Genomic DNA, 19700 nt, shown 5'->3' with positions numbered 1-19700 from the left:
ACCGGGACCGGGGCAGGGCCTCAGGCGCTCTGGGGGCAGACACGCACCCCCGGACGTCCGGACACAGCCCTTTCCTCCCCTCCCCCTCCCCCTTCCTCTTCCTCCCCTTCCTCCGGCACCGCGCGGGCCGGATTCCGGGGCGGCGGAACCGATCCTGCCGTTCGTCGCGTCTTGGGTGGCGTGCGTCAAGGTTCGGACGGCCAAGCCGTCATCCGCTTCCGCGCGACCGGAGTTTCCCTCCTTCTCGCGCATCTGCTGCTTGTCGGGTGGCTGACCCTGCGCCCGCTCGATGTGCCCTGGGCGACCGCCTCGAATCTCCACCTCTTCGCCGGTATCAGGGCCGATCTCTCCCTCGGCCCGGTCGAGGCCGCCCGCCGGATCGGTGAGGGGCTGCTGCTCCTCGCCCCGCTGGGCGTACTGCTGCCGATGGCCGGGGGCAGGCTCACCGTCTCCCCGTGGGCCTCGCTGATCCGCACCGTCGCGGCGGGGACGCTGATCTCGGCGACCATCGAACTGGCCCAGACCGGAGTGCCCGGACAGGTCGTGGACGTCGACTCACTGCTGCTGAACACCACCGGCGTGGCCCTCGCCCACCTGCTCGTCGTACCCATGTGCCGGGCGCGGCTGCGCCGCAGGAAGCAGGAGCGGGTAGGGGTGCTACCCCGCCCCAGGGACGAGGCGGGCCAGGGTGCGACCCCGACGATTCCCAGGGTCGGGATCGCCCCGTAGAGCGACGCTTTGCCCCTGTTCGCCGGGCCACCATGGAGCCATCGGGAGCACGACGGAGCTGCTCCCCCAGCGACGGTTCGCGAAGGAGCCCACCATGGCCGCACTTGCCCGCCCCCTCGAAGGACGCATGATCGGCGGAGTGTGCGCAGCGCTGGCACGGCGCTTCGGCACCTCCGCGGGAACCATGCGCGTCATCTTCCTGGTCTCCTGCCTGCTGCCGGGGCCCCAGTTCCTGCTCTACCTGGCGCTGTGGGTGCTGTTCCCGTCCGAGAAGTCGTCGTCGGCCACCGCCTGGTGACGCTCGTACGCAAACGCCCGTGGGGCGGACACCCGGACCGGGTGTCCGCCCCACGGGCGTGTACGGGTGTCAGCCGAGCGGGAGACCGTTGGCCGACAGGCCGCCCGTCTTCAGGCCACCGGCCGGCAGACCGCCGAGCAGGCCCTTGACCGGGGCGGTGGCGCCGCCGACGAGCTTCTGCTGGCCGGTGCCGAGGAGTTTGGTGGCCGTCTCCTGGACCGGCAGGCTCTGGGTCGCGGTCTCCAGCGCCGCGCCCGCGACCGGCAGGGCGGTGTTCGCGACGTCGGTCGGCAGCACCGCGGCGGAGGCGGTACCCGCGGCGGCGGCGGCGAAAGCGGCACCGAGAGCGGCGACGCCGAGAGTCCTGACAGCAGACTGCTTCATGTGAAATTCATCCTTGGGGAGAGGGATATGGGGGGCTCCGCAACGTAGCCATTCCACCAACCTTCCCGCAATCACGCCGACACGCGGAAAGCGGCCGGGAATTCGCTTCCCGGCCGCTTTCCACCAAGGCGTCGATCAGCCCACGGAATCGGAAGAAACGCTGGTAGCAGCGGTCTGCTCGAAGAGCCACTCGGACTTCAGCTCGGCGTATCCGGGCTTGATCACATCGTTGATCATCGCCAGACGCTCATCAAAAGGAATGAATGCCGACTTCATCGCATTGACGGTGAACCACTGCATGTCGTCGAGCGTGTATCCGAAAGTCTCGGTCAGCTTCTCGAATTCGCGGCTCATGCTCGTACCGCTCATCAGCCGGTTGTCCGTATTCACGGTGGCCCGGAAATGCAGCTTCCGCAGCAGCCCGATGGGGTGCTCGGCGTACGAGGCGGCGGCGCCGGTCTGGAGGTTGGAGGTCGGGCACAGCTCCAGCGGGATGCGCTTGTCCCGCACGTAGGAGGCGAGGCGGCCGAGCTTCACGGCGCCGTCCTCGGCGACCTCGATGTCGTCGATGATGCGGACCCCGTGGCCGAGCCGGTCGGCGCCGCACCACTGGAGCGCCTGCCAGATCGACGGCAGGCCGAAGGCCTCGCCCGCGTGGATGGTGAAGTGGTTGTTCTCGCGCTTGAGGTACTCGAAGGCGTCGAGGTGCCGGGTGGGCGGGAACCCGGCCTCCGCGCCCGCGATGTCGAAGCCGGCCACGCCCTGGTCGCGGTAGCGGTTGGCCAGCTCGGCGATCTCCAGGGAGCGGGCGGCGTGCCGCATGGCGGTGAGCAGGGCGCCCACCCGGATGCGGTTGCCGTCCTGGCGGGCCCGCTGCTCGCCCTCGCGGAAGCCCTCGTTGACCGCCTCGACGACCTCTTCGAGGCTCAGTCCGCCCTCCAGGTGCTGCTCGGGGGCGTACCGCACCTCGGCGTAGACGACACCGTCCGCGGCCAGGTCCTCGGCACATTCGGCGGCCACCCGGACCAGCGCCTCGCGGGTCTGCATGACGGCGCAGGTGTGGGCGAAGGTCTCCAGGTAGCGCTCCAGCGATCCGGAGTCGGCCGCCTCGCGGAACCAGATGCCGAGCTTGTCGGGCTCGGTCTCGGGCAGTCCTTCGTATCCGCTCGCCAGGGCGAGGTCGACGATCGTTCCCGGGCGCAGTCCGCCGTCGAGATGGTCGTGCAGAAGCACCTTGGGGGCACGCCGGATCTGATCCTGGCCGGGCACATGAAGGGTCGGGCTCATCATCTGCGCACTCTAATCCCTACGCGCGTAGATTGTCGCTCGCCGATACGTAACAGTGACCGCCAATACAGGTGGAGTACACCTGCCCTTCTGACACTGTTCTGTCATGGCACAGAGCGCACTCCCCCTGCCTGCCGCAAGGCTGGGACGGGCCGTCAGGACGGCCGGAGCTCCGACCTCGGTCAGCGGCGTGGTCCTGCTGCTCCCGGACGGCAAGCCCGACTCGCACCGCCGCCCCTCCCCCCTCTCGTACGCCCTCCAGCTCCCCCTCGCCCGCACCCTGGCCCGCGCCGGCCAGGAGGACGGCCTCGCCGCGCATGTCGTGCGCTACCGCTGCCGGGGCTGGAACGCGACCGACGCGCACCTGGCGGCGGACGCCGAATGGGCGGTGGACGAGGTCGTACGACGCTACGGCGACGTCCCCGTCTGCCTGGCCGGCCACGGCATGGGCGGCCGCGCCGCACTCCGGGCGGGCGGCCACCCGGCCGTCAACTCCGTCCTGGCGATGGCCCCCTGGCTACCGGAGGCCGGGGCGGACGGCCCGGACGGCCCCGACGGCCCGGAACCGGTGAAGCACCTGCTCGGCCGTCAGGTACTGCTCGTCCACGGCACCAACGACGCCCGCACGGACCCCGAGCTGTCCTTCCGCCTGGCCGAGCGGGCCAAGAAGACCAACCGCGACACCTGCCGCTTCGAGGTCCACTCGGACGGCCACGGCCTGCGCCAGCACCGCGCCGAAGTAATGGCCCTGGCCACGGACTTCGTCCGGGGATCCCTGTTCGGCCGGGCCTACGCACGACCGGTGGCCGATGCCCTGGCGGCGCCGCCACCACTGGGGCTGCGGATGCCGCTGGCGGCGGGGTTCGGGAAGTCGCTGCGGGGGTGATGGGTGGCCTGGTAGCGACGTGCCGTTCGAGAGCAGGAGGAAGAGGAGCAATGACGCTTATATCGCGTATGCCTGGTTCGGTGAAAGTGAAGAAAACCAGCATCTCCCGCCGATAAAATCGCAGGTCACGAACTGTGGTCCCCGCGCGTGCGGGGGTGGTCCCGTCACCACCGAGGTCACCGAGCTGATCTCGGAGTGGTCCCCGCGCGTGCGGGGGTGGTCCCGCCAGTGCGCGCCCTTCCGCGTCGGGGTGCAGGTGGTCCCCGCGCGTGCGGGGGTGGTCCCTCGGGCTCGGGGTTCGGGGCGGGGGCCGGCGGGTGGTCCCCGCGCGTGCGGGGGTGGTCCCGGGGGGGGTGTCGGCGGCTGTGTCGCGCAGGTGTGGTCCCCGCGCGTGCGGGGGTGGTCCCTACGTACACGGCCTGGTCGCCAAACTCCACGAGTGGTCCCCGCGCGTGCGGGGGTGGTCCCAACGCGGTCACAGGGCAGCACTACATTGCCGCGTGGTCCCCGCGCGTGCGGGGGTGGTCCCCAGGTGAGCTCGTAGACGCCCGGCGCGCAGCGGTGGTCCCCGCGCGTGCGGGGGTGGTCCCTTCGATCACCTGGACCAGGTGGAACGAGGGCTGTGGTCCCCGCGCGTGCGGGGGTGGTCCCGCAAGACGGGGCCGCCCCGGACGGACAGGTCCGTGGTCCCCGCGCGTGCGGGGGTGGTCCCTTCAATGTCCGCGACGCCCGTTCAGCCGATGCGTGGTCCCCGCGCGTGCGGGGGTGGTCCCGCGTCGTCGGAGGCCGGCAGAAGATGGAGGCGGTGGTCCCCGCGCACGCAGGGTTGGTCCTGCCGGGCGGCGGGGCGGTGGTGGCCCTGTGCGAGGGGATCCCGGTCAGTCCGGCAGCAGGTGTCCCCGCCTCGACAGCAGGAAGCGTTTGAAGGCGGCCACCGGTGGGGTGTCGGGGTGGCCGTCCAGCCAGGCGACGCCGATTTCGCGGGCCGCTCTCGGGGCCGTCACGGTGAGTTCGACGACGCCGGGGCGGGGCACCGCGGGGGGTGGCAGGAGGGCCACTCCCAGGCCGGCCGCCACCAGGCCGCGCAGGGTCTCCGCCTCCTCGCCCTCGAAGGCCACGCGGGGGGTGAAACCCGCCTCGGTGCAGAGGTCGTCGGTGATCCGGCGGAGGCCATAGCCCGGTTCCAGGGTGACGAACTTTTCGTCGGCGGCCTCCGCGAGGCGGATGCGGCGGCGGGTGGCCAGGCGGTGGTCCTCGGGGACGACCAGGCGCAGGCGCTGTTCGTCCAGGCGGCGGGCGACGAGGTCGGGGGCGTCCGGGACGGGTGAGGTGAGGCAGAGGTCGAGGCCGCCGGCCCGCAGGCGTTCGATCATCGCCTCGCCATAGTTCTGGACGAGCTGGAAGCGGACCCGGGGGTGGTCGACACGGAAGGCGCGGATCAGGGCGGGGACGGTCTCCGAGCCCATGGTGTGCAGGAATCCGAAGGCGACCTTGCCGGTGGCCGGGTCGGCGTCGGCGCGTACCGAATCGGCGGCCTTCTCGACCTCGGCGAGGGCCCGCTCGGCGGAGCCGAGGAAGGTGCGGCCCGCCGGGGTGAGCGAGACCGTGCGGCCCTTGCGGGCGAACAGGGCGACGCCCAGGTCCTGTTCGAGCCTGACCATGGCCCGCGACAGCGTCGACTGCGGTACGCCCAGCTCCTGCGCGGCGCGTGTGACGTGCTCGTGGCGGGCCACCGCCTCGAAGTGGGCCAGTCGCGGCGCGAGCACGGCGCGAATGTCTTCTTCGTAACTACTCGGTGACAGCCGGGGCTGTGAGCTGCGTTCATGCACCATGGGATTGATTATCGCCACTTCGTGCATTGGACGCATGAAACCGGAGAGCCTACTTTCGGAGCATGCCTCCTGCCAGTACCGGGGCGTCCACGCTCACCGTGGCCGCCTCGCCCCAGCCGTCCCCCGTCGCCGCCCCCACCGCCCTCGCGGCCACCGCTCCGGAGCGGCTCGAACCGGGCCGTCCCGGCTACCGCCGGATGAGCTTCGCGCTCTTCGCCGCAGGTGTCGCGACGTTCGCACTCCTCTACTCCACGCAGGCCCTGCTGCCCGCCGTCTCCGCCTCCTTCGGCGCCACGGCCGGGCAGGCCAGCTGGACGGTCTCCGCGGCGACCGGCGCACTGGCACTGTGCGTGCTGCCGATGAGCGCGCTCTCCGAGCGGTTCGGGCGGCGGCAGATGATGACCGCCTCGCTGACGGTCGCCGTACTGGTCGGGCTGCTCGTCCCGTTCGCCCCCTCGCTGGGCTGGCTGATCGCGCTGCGCGCCGTCCAGGGCGCGGCACTGGCCGGGCTGCCCGCCTCGGCGATGGCGTACCTGGCCGAGGAGGTACGGCCGAAGGCCCTGGTCGCCGCGATCGGACTGTTCGTGGCCGGCAACAGCATCGGCGGCATGAGCGGCCGCATCCTCACCGGCTGGATCGCCCAGCTCTGGGGCTGGCGCGCGGCGCTCGGCGCGGTCGGGGTGCTGGCCGTGGCCTGCGCGGTCGTCTTCCACTTCATGATCCCGAGGGCGCGGAACTTCACCCCGGGGACGCTGAACCCGAAGGCCCTCGCGAAGACGGTGGGCGGGCATCTCGCCGATCCGCTGCTGCGCCGGCTGTACGCGATCGGCGCGCTGTTCATGACGGTGTTCGGCGCGGTGTACACGGTGATCGGCTACCGCCTGGTGGAGGCGCCGTTCAACCTCCCGCAGGGTGTCGTCGGCTCGATCTTCCTGGTCTACCTCGTCGGTACGGTCTCCTCCGCCGCGGCCGGCCAACTGGTCGCCCGGCTCGGCCGCCGGGGCGCGCTGTATCTGGCCGTCTCCACCACGGCCGCCGGTCTGCTGCTCTCGCTCTCCGACCAACTGGCCGCCGTGCTCCTCGGCCTGGTCCTGATCACGGCGGGGTTCTTCGCCGGGCACGCGGTCGCCTCCTCGTCCGTGAGCCGTACCGCGACCAAGGGCCGTGCCCAGGCGTCGGCGCTCTACCAGTCCGCGTACTACCTGGGCTCCAGCGCGGGCGGCACGCTCGGCGCGGTCGCCTTCCACGCCGGGGGCTGGGCCGGGACCGTGTCGCTGGGACTGCTCGCGGTCCTCGGTGTCGTCTCGATCACCCTGTACGGGACACGGGCCGCCCGCGCCGAGCGGCGCCGGCTGATGCCGGTGGCGTCCGTACAGAACTGAGACATACGGCGCACAACCATCGACTCCCCGACGCGCGTCTAGCAGGCGGAATCACCGCACGGCGCGCGAAGGGGAGCTGGCGTACATGAGAGTCGCGGGGAACATACGGGGAGCACGGCTGCGGCGCGGGCTCGCGCTGTCGGTCGCGGGCCTGACGGCGGTACCGGCCCTGGTGCTGGCCACCGGCGGTTCGGCGCAGGCGGCGTCCTGCACGGCGTCCACCGGGCCGTACCAGAAGCAGGTCGAGAAGTATCTGCACCGGCCGGTCGACGGCAAGCAGTCGGCCGCCGACTGCAAGGCCATCCGGTCCTTCCAGAGCACCTACGGGGTCACCCCCACCATCGGGTACGCGGGTCCGGTCACCTGGCGCACGATGAAGACGCTCACGGCCCAGAAGGCGGCCGGGAAGAACCCGAACAAGGACAAGAAGTGCCCCACCAACAAGGGGCGCATCGCGTGCGTGGACCTGACGCGGCAGCTGAGCTGGATCCAGGACGGCAGCAAGCTGAAGTTCGGCCCCGTGCCGGTGCGGACCGGGCGGGACAAGTACGAGACCCGTACCGGGGCGAAGAAGATCTACTGGCGGCACATCAACCACGTCTCGTCGATCTACCACGTGTCGATGCCGTACTCCCAGTTCTTCGACGGGGGCCAGGCGTTCCACGCGGTGGGCGTGAAGATGTGGAACCCGCCGGGGTCGCACGGCTGCGTCAACATGCGTACCGCCGACGCGAAGTCGTACTGGAATCTGCTGAAGAACGGCGACGACGTCTACGTGTACGGGCGCAAGCCCGGAACGTGACCGGAAACCGGGCGGCTTCGGTACTTCCCGCCCCCGTTGTCAGTGGCCTGAGGTAGCTTCCGAAGTGCTGAAGTGAGCGGTGTCACAGCGCAACAGGGGTGGAGCGATGAGTGATCTGACAGCGACGACGGATATCGACAGCCGTCTGGAGGGACACCGGGTCGAGCTGACCGGATACTGCTACCGGATGCTCGGCTCGGCCTTCGAGGCCGAGGACGCGGTGCAGGACACGCTGGTGCGTGCCTGGCGCAGCTTCGACAAGTTCGAGGGGCGTTCCTCGCTGCGGTCCTGGCTGTACCGCATCGCCACCAATGTCTGCCTGGACATGCTGAACGCCGGGAACAAGCGGGCCCGTCCGGTCGATCTGACGGGCCCGACGCCGCTCGCCCAGGCCGCGCTGAACCCCTTGCCGGAGAACACCTGGCTGGAGCCGATGCCGGACGGGCGCATCCTGCCGACGGTGGCCGACCCGGCGGAGGCCGCCGTGGCGCGGGAGTCGGTGCGCCTGGCGTTCGTCGCCGCGCTTCAGCATCTGCCGCCCAAGCAGCGTGCCGTGCTGATCCTGCGCGAGGTGCTGGCCTGGAAGGCGAGCGAGGTCGCCGAGTTGCTCGACACCTCGGTCGCCTCGGTCAACAGCGCCCTCCAGCGGGCGCGGGCCACCCTGACCGAACACGAGGGCAAGCCCGTCGACGCCGCGAATCCGCTCGACGAGGAACAGCGCAAGCTCCTTGAGCGGTACGTGGCGGCCTTCGAGGGCTACGACATGGCCGCGCTGACCGCGCTGCTCCATGAGGACGCCGTGATGACCATGCCGCCGTTCGACCTCTGGCTCCAGGGGCACGACGACATCACCGGCTTCATGCTCTCCATCGGCGCGGGCTGTGCGGGCTCCCGCCTGGTGGCGACGTCGGCGAACGGCACCCCTGCGTTCGCGCACTACAAGCCGAATCCGGACGGGCCCGGGTTCGTGCCGTGGGCGGTGCAGGTCATCGACATCTCGGAGGGCGCCATCACCGGGATGCACTGCTTCCTGGACACTCCGCGCTGGTTCCCGCTCTTCGGGCTGCCGGATCACCTCGACGCCGACGCGGCGTAGAGCGGGCGCGGGAACGGCGTGGGGCGGGGGCGCTCAGCCCACGCCGTTCCCGGGGCCGGGGCCGGGCCCTTGCCCGTACCCCACGTCCACCACGTCGGCCAGCCCGACCAGGTCGAGCAGGCTCCGCAGCTCGGGCGGCACGTGGCGCAGCCGCAGCCGCCTGCCGCCCGCCCGGCGCGCGACGAGCCCCAGCCGCGCTACCGCCTCGACCAGAGCCAGGTCCACGTGCGCGACCCCGCCCACATCGCAGTCCACCCAGGCGTCCGGGACACAGGCGTCCGGGTCACGGACATCCGGGACACAGGCACCCGGGGCGCGGGCATCCGAGTCGCGACCGTCCCGGCCGCAGGCACCCCGATCACAGGCGGCGCCGTCCAAGTCACGCAGCAGCGCCTCCAGCTCGGCGCAGAGTCCCGGTACCGCGGCCCGGGTGACGCGGCCGGTGACGATGAGAACGTTCGGGGTCATGGGTTCCACATCAGGGAGACCGGCCCGGCGGCCGAAACTCATCGCTGTCCAACCCCTGTTCGCACCGGGCCGCCCGGACCCGCGAACGGCCCCGTACCCGCCCGGCGGCTGCCCTCGCACCTCCGCGCACCCGCTCCGCACCCGCCCCGGCACACCGCGCAGTAGCGGTGAAGTTCCGTCAACTCCCGTTATCTGTGTGCTTTCTGTGAACCTCCGCAGTCGATTTCCCCTCTAGATATCTGAACCGGCCGGCACCGGCGTCCCAGCGGTGCCGACTGACCAGTGGCCCCTCGGGGCCGCCTGATTCTCCAGGGGGAGAGTTGCGCAGACACGTGAAGAACGCGTGTGTTTCGACCGTCGCCGCGGCCGCCGCCGTGGCACTCGCGGCCGGGATGACCACCCCGGCCATGGCCCAGCCCGACGCCACCCGCCCCGGCACCCTCCGCCCGGCCGGCGGCGGGTCCGCCACCGGGCACGAACTGACGCTCATCACCGGCGACCGCGTCACCGTGGACGCCAAGGGCAGGTTCGTGGCCTTCCGGGCCGCCAAGGGGCGCGAGCACATACCCGTACAACGGCAGATACGCGACGGCCACACCCTGCTCGTCCCGGCCGACGCACACCGGCTGATCAGCTCCGGCAAGCTGGACCGCCGGCTGTTCGACATCACCGAGCTGAGCCGTGCGGAGAACCGCAGGGCCCAGAAGTCGGGCCTGAAGCTGATCGTCTCCTACCGGGGCGCCCAGGCCGCGACCGCCAAGGCCGAGGTCCGGAACGCGGGCTCCACCCGGGTCGACCGGACCCTGAACTCGCTGAACGCCCAGTCGGTGACCACGCCGCAGCGCGACGCCCAGGACATCTGGCAGGCACTCACCGCCAAGGCGGCGCACAGTGCGCAGCGCACCACGGCCGCCGGTATCGACCGGGTCTGGCTGGACGGCGTCCGCCGGGCGAGCCTCGACAAGAGCGTGCCGCAGATCGGCACCCCTGCCGCCTGGAAGGCCGGTTACACCGGAAAGGGCGTCAAGATCGCCGTACTGGACACCGGTGTGGACGCCACCCACCCCGATCTCCAGGGCCGGATCCTCGACGCGAAGAACTTCACCGCCTCGCCCGACACCAAGGACCGGGTCGGCCACGGCACCCACGTCTCCTCGATCGCGGCCGGTTCGGGCGCCAAGTCGGGCGGCAAGTTCAAGGGCGTGGCCCCGGACGCCAAGCTGCTGGAAGGCAAGGTGCTCGACGACGACGGCTTCGGCGACGACTCCGGCATCCTGGCCGGCATGGAGTGGGCGGTCGCACAGGGCGCCGACATCATCAACCTGAGCCTCGGCGGCAGCGACACCCCCGAGGTGGACCCGCTCGAAGCGGCGGTCAACAAGCTGTCGGCCGACCAGGGCGTCCTGTTCGCCATCGCGGCGGGCAACGAGGGCGACATGGCCGGCACGGTCGACTCCCCGGGCAGTGCGGATGCCGCGCTGACCGTCGGCGCGGTCGACGACAAGGACCAGCTGGCCGACTTCTCCAGCCGTGGCCCGCGCATCGGCGACGGGGCGATCAAGCCCGATGTCACCGCGCCCGGCGTGGACATCACGGCGGCGGCCGCACCCGGCTCCGCCATCGACCAGGAGGTCGGGCAGAACCCGCCCGGCTACCTGACGATCTCCGGTACGTCCATGGCGACCCCGCACGTCGCGGGTGCCGCGGCGCTCCTCAAGCAGCAGCACCCGGAGTGGAAGTACGCCGAGCTCAAGGGCGCGCTGACGGCCTCGACCAAGCCGGGCGCGTACACGCCGTTCGAGCAGGGCTCGGGCCGGATCGCGGTCGACCGGGCGATCACCCAGACCGTCGTCGCCGACCCGGTCTCGGTGAGCTTCGGGGTGCAGCAGTGGCCGCACACCGATGACACCCCGGTCACCAAGAAGGTGACGTACCGCAACCTCGGCACGGCCGATGTCACCCTGGACCTGGCGGTCACGGCCACCAACCCGAAGGGCAAGCCCGCCCCGGCCGGCTTCTTCGGCCTCGGCGCCACGAAGGTGACCGTCCCCGCGGGCGGCACCGCGGAGGTGCCGCTGACCGTCAACACCAAGCTCGGTGGCACGACGGACGGCACCTACTCCGCGTACGTCGTCGCGACGGGCGGCGGCCAGAGCGTCCGCACCGCGGCCGCGGTCGAGCGGGAGATCGAGTCCTACGACCTCACGGTCAAGACCATCGGACGCGACGGCAAGCCCGCCGAGTTCGCCGATTCCGACCTCTTCGGCCTCACCGGAAAGGCCAACGGCGAGTGGTTCAACCCGACGAGCACCGCCGGTACGGCCAAGATCCGGGTCCCCGCCGGCGGATACGTACTGAACACGGGCGTCACCGTCGACCCCGAGGACTACGCCAAGGGCACCGACTGGCTGGCCCAGCCGAAGCTGGACGTCACCAAGAACCTCACCGTGACGCTCGACGCGCGCAAGGCGAAGCCGGTGAACATCACCGTGCCCGCCACCGGGACGACGTCCCTGCTGGCCTCGCCCGACCTTGAGCGCACGACCCAGGACGGCGGCTACTCCTACGGCTGGATCCTCGACACGTACAAGAACTTCCGCACCGCGCACTTCGGCCCGAAGGTGACCGATGGTTCGCTCTCGCAGCACTGGATCGGCAGCTGGTCCAAGGGAGCCTCGACCCGGTACGACATCGTGGCCGGCGGTCCGGTGACCCAGGCGGCCACCGGTTTCGAGCGGAAGTACACCGCGGGCCAGCTGGCCAAGGTCGGTGTCTCCCTCGGCTCGCCCGCCAAGGGCAAGACCGGTGAATTCGCCGCCTCGGGCATGCTGCCCGACTCGGACGGCGGCTGGTCGGCCTGGTCGCTCCACAAGATCCCCGGCAATGTCACCTCCTACGTCTCCACCGCCGACAAGGTGAAGTGGAGCCTCGACTTCGCCCAGGACGGCGGAGTCGACTCGGACGGCTACCCGGTGACCGACGCGTCGTACTCCCTCGCCCCGCAGTCCTTCAAGGCGGGCAAGTCCTACACGAAGAAGGTCAACACCGCGGTGTTCGGCCCCGCGGTCACCTCCGAGTACGGCATCCTCCGCGACGGCAACAACATCGTCGGCATGCTGCCGCTGGTGGCCGACGGGCAGGGCAACCTCGGTGGTTCCGCCTACAGTTCGGCCACGACGGTCCTGTACCGCAACGGCAAGAAGCTCGCCCAGAACGAGGACCCGCTGCTGGGCGACACCCCCTTCGCCGTTCCGTCCGCCGCCGCCGACTACCGGCTGACGACCTCGGCACGGCGCAGCACCAAGCTGTCCCCGGTCTCCACCCGGATCGACGCGAGCTGGACCTTCCGCTCCCAGCGGACCTCGAGTCCGGCGATGCTGCCGGTCTCCACGGTGCGGTTCACGCCCAACGTCACCATCGACAGCAAGGTCACGGCCGGCCGGACCGCCTCCGTGCCCGTGACGGTGCAGGGTGCGGCCGCCGGGAAGAACCTCAAGTCGCTGACGGTGTACGTCAGTTACGACGCCGGCAAGACCTGGAAGAAGTCCACGGTCAAGGCGGGCAAGATCTCCGTGAAGAACCCCGCGAAGGGGAAGTCCATCTCCTACCGGGCGAACGTCACGGACAAGAAGGGCAACAAGTCGTCGGTGTCGATCTACAACGCGTACTTCGGCAAGTGACCGGCCATCGGTGAGCCACTGAGCCCACCGGCCCCATGACGGCGGCCCGCCGGGACGGATCCCCCCTGTCCCGGCGGGCCGCTCCACGTCCGCGCCCCGCACCGGGAGCACCGGCGCCGCGCCACCGCAGCGCCACAACGCCGCTCAACTGACGGGGAACATCCCCGTGTCCAGGTCCAGCCCGAACGGCTCGGGCAGCGTCAGCTTCCCCCCGTACTCGACCGTGTCCAGCACCCGGTAGGTGCCGTTGTCGGGCTCCCCGTAGAGGGTGGCGGTGGGGCGGCCCGAATGCCATGGGTCGAGCAGCAGGAACAGCGCGACACCGGCCTTCGCGTATCCCTGCACCTTGCGGATGCGGTCGTGGTCGGCGTTGGCCTGCGAGGTGATCTCGACGACGAGTCGTGCCTCCTCGGCCGGGATGCGGTTGCCCGGCCCGATCACCACGGAGTCCGGCACGACGACCAGGTCGGGGATGTAGAGCCCGGCCCGCCCCGGCACCGAGACGCCGAGGGTCTGGAAGATCTCCCAGTCCTCCGGAATGACTCCGTAGAGACTGCGCTGCAGCCGCGCGGCGGTGAGATTGTGGTCCCTGGACGGCGGTGGCGACACGGTGACGATCCCCTCGATGATCTCCACCTTGCAGCCCTCGGGTGCGTCCGTCTCCTCCCAGATCCGGACGAGGTCGTCCCACTCCTGGCCGTGGCCGGGGGCGGGATCGACGGTGAGTGCGCTCATGGCGGTCTCCTCTTATCGGTGCGTCACCGAGTCCAGCATGCCGAACGGGACCGGTGGCAGTCCACCGGTCCCGTTCACGCGAATGAGAAAGCCGCAGGTCAGGCGATACGTTCCCGCACCACCGGAGTAGCGGTGAAGGCCGTGCCGGCCGGGGCGATGTCGTACGCGTCGGGGAGGGCCCCCAGGGCGTAGTCGAACTTCTCGGGGGTGTCGGTGTGCAGCGTCAGCAGCGGCTGGCCGGCCGTCACCGTGTCGCCCGGCTTGGCGTGCAGTTCGACGCCCGCGCCCGCCTGGACCGGGTCCTCCTTGCGGGCCCGGCCCGCGCCGAGGCGCCAGGCGGCGACGCCGATGTCGTACGCGTCCAGGCGGGTCAGTACGCCGGTGGACGGGGCCGTGACCACGTGCTGCTCGCGGGCGACCGGGAGCGGGGCGTCCACGTCGCCGCCCTGGGCGGAGATCATGCGGCGCCAGACGTCCATCGCCGAGCCGTCGGCGAGGGCCTTCTCCGGGTCGGCGTCCTTGAGCCCGGCCGCGTCCAGCATCTCGCGGGCCAGGGCGAGGGTGAGGTCGACGACGTCCTTGGGGCCGCCGCCGGCCAGCACCTCGACCGATTCGCGCACCTCCAGGGCGTTGCCCGCGGTCAGGCCGAGCGGGGTGGCCATGTCGGTGAGCAGGGCGACCGTGCGCACACCGCTGTCGGTGCCCAGCGCGACCATGGTGGAGGCCAGTTCGCGGGCGTCCTCGATGGTCTTCATGAAGGCGCCGGACCCGACCTTGACGTCCAGGACGAGCGCCCCGGTGCCCTCGGCGATCTTCTTGGACATGATGGAGCTCGCGATGAGCGGGATGGCCTCGACGGTGCCGGTGACGTCGCGGAGCGCGTAGAGCTTCTTGTCGGCGGGGGCGAGCCCGTCACCGGCGGCGCAGATCACCGCGCCGGTGGTGTCCAGGACGTTCAGCATCTCCTCGTTGGAGAGGTGGGCGCGCCAGCCGGGGATGGACTCCAGCTTGTCCAGGGTGCCGCCGGTGTGGCCGAGGCCCCGGCCGCTGAGCTGCGGCACCGCGGCGCCGCAGGCGGCGACCAGCGGGGCGAGCGGCAGGGTGATCTTGTCGCCGACGCCGCCCGTGGAGTGCTTGTCGGTGGTGGGCCGGGAGAGCGCGGCGAAGTCCATCCGCTCGCCGGAGGCGATCATCGCGGCGGTCCAGCGGGCGATCTCGGTGCGGTTCATGCCGTTCAGCAGGATCGCCATGGCCAGCGCGGACATCTGCTCGTCGGCGACCTCACCGCGGGTGTACGCGTCGATGACCCAGTCGATCTGCTCGGGGGTCAGCTCGCCTCGGTCCCGCTTGGTGCGGATGACGGAGATGGCGTCCATGTCCTGGGAGTCCTTCCGGCCGGTACGTACGGTACGCAAGAGTCCCGAATGACTCTACGCGCATAGAGGGTGGAGATGGGGGTGGCCCTCCCGGCGGGCGGGAGGGCCACGGTGGACGCTGCGGGCGTCCGCTACTTCAGATGGTCCGGTCCGAACGCCTGCGGCAGCATCTCGTCGAGCGTGCGCAGCCCGTCCGGCGTCTCCAGGACGAGTTCGGGGCCGCCGAACTCGTACAGCAGCTGCCTGCACCTGCCGCACGGCACCAGGATCTCGCCCGCCCCGTCCACGCAGGTGAAGTGGGTGAGCCGGCCGCCGCCGGTGGCCTGGAGCTGGGAGACCAGTCCGCATTCGGCGCAGAGTCCGATGCCGTACGAGGCGTTCTCGACGTTGCAGCCGGACACCGTACGGCCGTCGTCGACGCGTGCCGCGGCGCCGACCGGGTAGTGCGAGTACGGGACGTACGCGCGGGTCATCACGGACCGTGCGGCGCTCCGCAGCGCCGCCCAGTCGACCTCCGCCGCGGCCGTCACTTGCCCTGGCCCTTGCGGTAGCGCATGCCGTCCGCCTTCGGCATCCGCAGCCGCTGGGCGGAGAGCGAGAGGACGAGCAGCGTGACGATGTACGGGGTGGCGCTCACGAACTCGGTGGGCACGGTGTCCGTACCGAGGTACCAGACCAGCACCGCGGCGGCGATGACCGCGCTGACCACGCCCTGGACGAAGCTCTTGCGGTAGAGCTTCCAGGCCGCGAGCACGGCCAGCACGACCACGAGCAGCAGGAGCAGCGCGTGGACGGACTCGCCGCCGTTGCGCAGCTGGAGCGCGTCGGCGAAACCGAACAGGCCGGCGCCCATGGCGAGCCCGCCGGGCCGCCAGTTGCCGAAGATCATCGCGGCGAGACCGATGTAGCCCCGGCCGCCGGTCTGGCCCTCGTTGTAGATGTGCGAGGTGACCAGCGAGAGGAAGGCACCGCCGAGACCGGCCATGCCGCCGGAGACGATCACCGCGATGTACTTGTACGTGTAGACGTTCACGCCGAGCGACTCGGCGGCGATCGGGTTCTCGCCGCAGGAGCGCAGCCGCAGCCCGAACGAGGTCTTCCACAGCACGAAGAACGTGAGGACGAACAGGACGATGGCCACGATCGTCAGCAGCGACACGTTGGTGACCAGGCCGCCGAGGACACCGGCCAGGTCGGAGACGAAGAACCAGTGGTGCTTCTCGATGGAGTGCAGCCAGTCGGAGAGGCCCGGGACCGTCACCGAGGTGATGTCGTCGGCCGGTGGGGACTGCTTCGGGCTGCCGCCCTTGGCCGCCGCCTCGCCGGAGTTGAACCAGAGCTTGGCGAAGTAGGTGGTGAAGCCGAGCGCCAGGATGTTGATGGCGATACCGGAGATGATGTGGTCGACGCCGAAGGTGACGGTCGCGACCGCGTGCAGCAGCCCGCCGAGCATGCCGCCGACGACCCCGGCCAGGACGCCGAGCCACGGGTTGGTCTGCCAGCCGGCCCAGGCACCGAAGAAGGTGCCGAGGATCATCATGCCTTCGAGGCCGATGTTGACCACACCGGCCCGCTCGGCCCAGAGGCCGCCCAGACCGGCGAGGCCGATCGGCACGGCCATCGCGAGGGCCGCGCTGATCTGCCCGGCCGAGGTGACGTCCTGCGCGCCGGTGATGGCGCGCACGGCGGACAGCGCGAGCAGGACGCCCGCGATGATCAGCAGGACGACGGGGAAGGAGAGGCGGGTGCGGCCGCCCTTGCCGCCGGAGACCTTGGGGGCCGCGGGGGGCGGGGTGGAAGTCGCCGTGGCGCTCACGCCGACACCTCCTGCTGGTCGTTGTTACGGGCGGCCTGTGCGGCGAGTTCCGCGCCGACCTTGCTCTGCTGGCGCTTGAGTCCGAAGCGGCGGACGACTTCGTAGGCGATGACGACGCACAGGACGATGACGCCCTGGATCACGCCGACGATCTCCTTGTCGTAGCCCTCGAATTCGAGCTTGCCGGTGCCGCGCTCCAGGAAGCCCCAGAGCAGTGCGCCGAGCGCGATGCCGACGGGGTGGTTGCGGCCGAGGAGGGCGATGGCGATGCCGGTGAAGCCGATGCCGACCGGGAAGTCCCCGCTGTACTCGTAGCTGTCGTTGAGGAGGGTCGGCATGCCGATCAGACCGGCCACCGCGCCGGAGATCAGCATCGAGGTGATGACCATCTTCTTGACGTCGACGCCGCTGGCCTCGGCCGCGGAGCCGGACTGGCCGACGGTGCGCAGGTCGAAGCCGAAGCGGGTGCGCGAGAGCGTGAACCAGTAGGCGACGCCCGCGACGACCGCGACCACGATGAAGCCCCAGACGGGCGACGGGGTGGTCGGGAACTCGAAGAAGTGCGAGGACTCCGGGAGCGGCTTGGTGGAGATCTTCGTGCCGGCCTCGTCCAGGTGGCCGAGGCGGCCCTGCTGGAGGAGGTAGCCGATGACCGCGGTCGCGATCGCGTTCAGCATGATCGTCGAGACGACCTCGCTGACGCCCCGGGTGACCTTGAGGACACCGGCGATACCGGCCCACATCGCGCCGACGATCATCGCGGTGAGGATGATCAGCGGGATCTGGAGGGCGCCGGGCAGTGTCAGCGCGCCGCCGACCGCGGCGGCGAAGAAGGCGGCGAGGCGGTACTGGCCGTCGACGCCGATGTTGAAGAGGTTCATCCGGAAGCCGACGGCCACCGCGAGACCCGCGAGGTAGTACGTCGTCGCCTTGTTGAGGATGTAGACCTGGCTGTCCGACTTCAGCCCGTAGTCGAACATGATGCCGAAGGCGCTGAACGGCTCCTTGCCGGTGGCGGCCAGCACGAGTGCGGTCACCAGGAAGGCGACCACGATCGCGAGTACGGGGGCCGCGATCCCCAGGAGCAGCCGCTCCTTGTCGATCTTCTTCATCGGTCCTCTCCCCCGTTCCGGGGGTCGGTGTCGGTGCTGTCGGCACTCTCGGCGCCTTCGGCACCCGAGTCGTCCGGCGCTTCCAGGTGGCCGGTGGCCGCGCCCGTCATCGCCGAGCCGAGTTCTTCCGGAGTGATGGTCGCCGGGTCGGCGTCCGCGACCAGCCGGCCGCGGTACATGACGCGCAGGGTGTCGGAGAGCCCGATCAGCTCGTCCAGGTCGGCGGAGATCAGCAGCACCGCGAGGCCCTCGCGCCGCGCCTCGCGGATCTGGTCCCAGATCTGCGCCTGCGCGCCGACGTCCACGCCCCGGGTCGGGTGCGCGGCGATCAGCAGCTTCGGGTCGTGGCTCATCTCGCGGCCGACGATCAGCTTCTGCTGGTTGCCGCCGGAGAGCGAGGCGGCGGTGACGTCGATGCCGGGGGTACGGACGTCGTACTCGCGCACGATCCGTTCGGTGTCCGCGCGGGCGCCCTTGAGGTCGAGGAACGCGCCCTTGCTGTTGGGGCGTTCGGTGACGTGGCCGAGGATGCGGTTCTCCCAGAGCGGGGCCTCCAGCAGCAGTCCGTGCCGGTGGCGGTCCTCGGGGATGACGCCCATGCCGTCCTCGCGACGCTTGCGGGTGGGCGTGCGGGAGATGTCGGCGCCGTCGAGGGTGACCGTTCCGGCGTCGAGCTGGCGCATGCCCATGATCGCGTCGACCAGTTCGGACTGGCCGTTGCCCTCGACGCCCGCGATCCCGAGGACCTCGCCCTTGTGGATGGTGAAGCCGATGCCGTCGAGGACCGAGCGGACCACGCCGTCCGGGTCGGTGGCGCTCAGCCGCATGCCGTCGACGGTCAGCATCGGTACGTCGGTGACGGTCGACTCGCGGGTCTCGGGCGAGGGGAGTTCGCTGCCGACCATCAGCTCGGCGAGCTGCTTGGTCGTGGTGCTCTTCGGGTCGGCGGTGCCCACCGTCGTACCGCGCCGGATGACGGTGATCTCGTCGGCGACCGACAGGACCTCGCCCAGCTTGTGCGAGATGAAGATGACGGTCAGGCCCTCGGCCTTGAGCTCGCGCAGATTGTCGAAGAGCGCGTCGACCTCCTGCGGTACGAGGACGGCGGTGGGCTCGTCGAGGATCAGGGTGCGGGCGCCGCGGTAGAGGACCTTGAGGATCTCCACGCGCTGCCGGTCGGCGACCCCGAGGTCCTCGACCATGGCGTCCGGGCGGACCCCGAGGCCGTACGAGTCGGAGATCTCCTTGATCTTCGCGCGGGCCCGGTCGCCGATGCCGTACAGCTTCTCGGAGCCGAGGACGACGTTCTCCAGGACGGTGAGGTAGTCGGCGAGCATGAAGTGCTGGTGCACCATGCCGATGCCGCGCGCGATGGCGTCACCGGGGTTGTGGAACGAGACCTGCTCGCCGTCCACCGCGATGGTGCCCTCGTCCGGCTTCTGCATGCCGTACAGGATCTTCATCAGAGTGGACTTGCCGGCGCCGTTCTCGCCGACGAGGGCGTGGACGGTGCCACGGCGCACGGTGATGTCGATGTCGTGGTTGGCCACGACCCCGGGGAACCGCTTGGTGATGCCGCGGAGCTCCACGGCATGGGGACTGCTGGACGCGTTGATGGCGCACTCTCCTTGGCAGGAGCGGAGGGCGGAGGCGGTGGGAGCGTGAAAGGTATCGCGCCCGGCGGACGCTACGCGCGTAGCGCCACCGAATCGTTGGCCACCTGATGACAGGTCGCGGACCGTGTGCGTACGGCTACGGCAAGACAGCCGGGCCCGTACGTGAAATCGGGGCCCGAGTGAAGCCGAAGCGGCTCACCC

The 19700-nt window shown here is 70.7% G+C and carries 17 protein-coding genes and 1 CRISPR repeat array; of the genes, 7 read left to right on the top strand and 10 right to left on the bottom strand.

What is annotated here, in order from left to right; genetic code table 11:
* The first annotated feature begins 180 nt into the window (after positions 1–180).
* The gene (locus tag GA0115234_RS33095) at positions 181–729 is read left to right on the top strand and encodes a VanZ family protein (RefSeq protein ID WP_093549114.1); all 549 of its coding nucleotides are present in this window, start codon (positions 181–183) and stop codon (positions 727–729) included.
* Between the two features lie 94 nt (positions 730–823).
* Complete coding sequence (locus GA0115234_RS33090; protein ID WP_093549112.1) at positions 824–1027, top strand: PspC domain-containing protein; 204 nt, start codon at positions 824–826, stop codon at positions 1025–1027.
* A gap of 69 nt (positions 1028–1096) precedes the next feature.
* Here the strand turns inward: GA0115234_RS33090 and GA0115234_RS33085 are convergent, their stop codons facing one another.
* Positions 1097–1411: a hypothetical protein gene (locus GA0115234_RS33085; protein ID WP_093549111.1), complete on the bottom strand. Its 315-nt coding sequence runs from the start codon at positions 1409–1411 to the stop codon at positions 1097–1099.
* 135 nt (positions 1412–1546) lie between these two features.
* Positions 1547–2701, bottom strand: a complete 1155-nt coding sequence (locus GA0115234_RS33080) for an adenosine deaminase (RefSeq protein ID WP_093549109.1) — start codon at positions 2699–2701, stop codon at positions 1547–1549.
* A gap of 103 nt (positions 2702–2804) precedes the next feature.
* Here GA0115234_RS33080 and GA0115234_RS33075 point away from each other — a divergent pair, with 103 nt between their 5' ends.
* A complete protein-coding gene (locus tag GA0115234_RS33075; protein WP_161275706.1) occupies positions 2805–3584 on the top strand; it encodes an alpha/beta hydrolase family protein in 780 nt (259 codons plus the stop codon).
* 134 nt (positions 3585–3718) lie between these two features.
* Positions 3719–4418: a CRISPR direct-repeat array (repeat unit 29 nt; unit sequence GTGGTCCCCGCGCGTGCGGGGGTGGTCCC).
* Positions 4419–4462: 44 nt separating this feature from the next.
* Here GA0115234_RS33075 and GA0115234_RS33070 read toward each other — a convergent pair.
* The gene (locus tag GA0115234_RS33070) at positions 4463–5416 is read right to left on the bottom strand and encodes a LysR family transcriptional regulator (protein WP_093549105.1); all 954 of its coding nucleotides are present in this window, start codon (positions 5414–5416) and stop codon (positions 4463–4465) included.
* Positions 5417–5478: 62 nt separating this feature from the next.
* Between GA0115234_RS33070 and GA0115234_RS33065 the strand changes: the two genes are divergently transcribed.
* The 3 genes from GA0115234_RS33065 (at position 5479) to GA0115234_RS33055 (ending at position 8696) form a co-directional block, all read left to right on the top strand.
* Entirely contained in the window at positions 5479–6798 is a 1320-nt protein-coding gene (locus tag GA0115234_RS33065; protein ID WP_093549103.1) for an MFS transporter, read from the top strand.
* 85 nt (positions 6799–6883) lie between these two features.
* Positions 6884–7600 carry a L,D-transpeptidase family protein gene (locus tag GA0115234_RS33060; RefSeq protein ID WP_093549101.1) on the top strand — a complete coding sequence of 239 codons (717 nt, stop codon included), beginning with the start codon at positions 6884–6886 and terminating at the stop codon, positions 7598–7600.
* Between the two features lie 106 nt (positions 7601–7706).
* Entirely contained in the window at positions 7707–8696 is a 990-nt protein-coding gene (locus GA0115234_RS33055) for a sigma-70 family RNA polymerase sigma factor (RefSeq protein WP_093549099.1), read from the top strand.
* Positions 8697–8729: 33 nt separating this feature from the next.
* Here GA0115234_RS33055 and GA0115234_RS33050 read toward each other — a convergent pair whose 3' ends face one another.
* Positions 8730–9206 carry an STAS domain-containing protein gene (locus tag GA0115234_RS33050; protein WP_093549097.1) on the bottom strand — a complete coding sequence of 159 codons (477 nt, stop codon included), beginning with the start codon at positions 9204–9206 and terminating at the stop codon, positions 8730–8732.
* Positions 9207–9556: 350 nt separating this feature from the next.
* On the opposite strand from GA0115234_RS33050, the gene GA0115234_RS33045 reads away from it, so the two are divergent.
* Positions 9557–12844 carry a S8 family peptidase gene (locus tag GA0115234_RS33045; protein ID WP_093549194.1) on the top strand — a complete coding sequence of 1096 codons (3288 nt, stop codon included), beginning with the start codon at positions 9557–9559 and terminating at the stop codon, positions 12842–12844.
* 144 nt (positions 12845–12988) lie between these two features.
* On the opposite strand, the gene GA0115234_RS33040 is transcribed toward GA0115234_RS33045, so the two are convergent.
* From GA0115234_RS33040 to GA0115234_RS33015, 6 genes are all read right to left on the bottom strand, one after another.
* A complete protein-coding gene (locus tag GA0115234_RS33040) occupies positions 12989–13579 on the bottom strand; it encodes a Uma2 family endonuclease (RefSeq protein ID WP_093549095.1) in 591 nt (196 codons plus the stop codon).
* A 98-nt stretch (positions 13580–13677) separates the two neighbouring features.
* Positions 13678–14955 carry a thymidine phosphorylase gene (locus GA0115234_RS33035; protein WP_093549093.1) on the bottom strand — a complete coding sequence of 426 codons (1278 nt, stop codon included), beginning with the start codon at positions 14953–14955 and terminating at the stop codon, positions 13678–13680.
* A 131-nt stretch (positions 14956–15086) separates the two neighbouring features.
* Entirely contained in the window at positions 15087–15485 is a 399-nt protein-coding gene (locus tag GA0115234_RS33030) for a cytidine deaminase (RefSeq protein WP_093549091.1), read from the bottom strand.
* Positions 15482–16771 (bottom strand): ABC transporter permease, encoded by a 1290-nt coding sequence (locus GA0115234_RS33025; RefSeq protein ID WP_093549089.1) that lies wholly within the window; start codon positions 16769–16771, stop codon positions 15482–15484. Before GA0115234_RS33025 ends, GA0115234_RS33030 begins: the two co-directional genes overlap by 4 nt.
* On the bottom strand, positions 16768–17883 hold the full coding sequence (locus GA0115234_RS33020; protein WP_093549087.1) for an ABC transporter permease: 1116 nt from the start codon (positions 17881–17883) through the stop codon (positions 16768–16770). Before GA0115234_RS33020 ends, GA0115234_RS33025 begins: the two co-directional genes overlap by 4 nt.
* Positions 17880–19472, bottom strand: a complete 1593-nt coding sequence (locus GA0115234_RS33015) for an ABC transporter ATP-binding protein (protein ID WP_093549085.1) — start codon at positions 19470–19472, stop codon at positions 17880–17882. The genes GA0115234_RS33020 and GA0115234_RS33015 overlap by 4 nt, the downstream gene beginning before the upstream one ends.
* Positions 19473–19700 lie beyond the last annotated feature (228 nt).

This window comes from Streptomyces sp. DvalAA-43, assembly GCF_900091725.1.
Taxonomy (GTDB): domain Bacteria; phylum Actinomycetota; class Actinomycetes; order Streptomycetales; family Streptomycetaceae; genus Streptomyces; species Streptomyces pulveraceus.
Note: the sequence above shows the minus strand (reverse complement) of the source record. Positions and strands in the feature narration are given on the sequence as shown.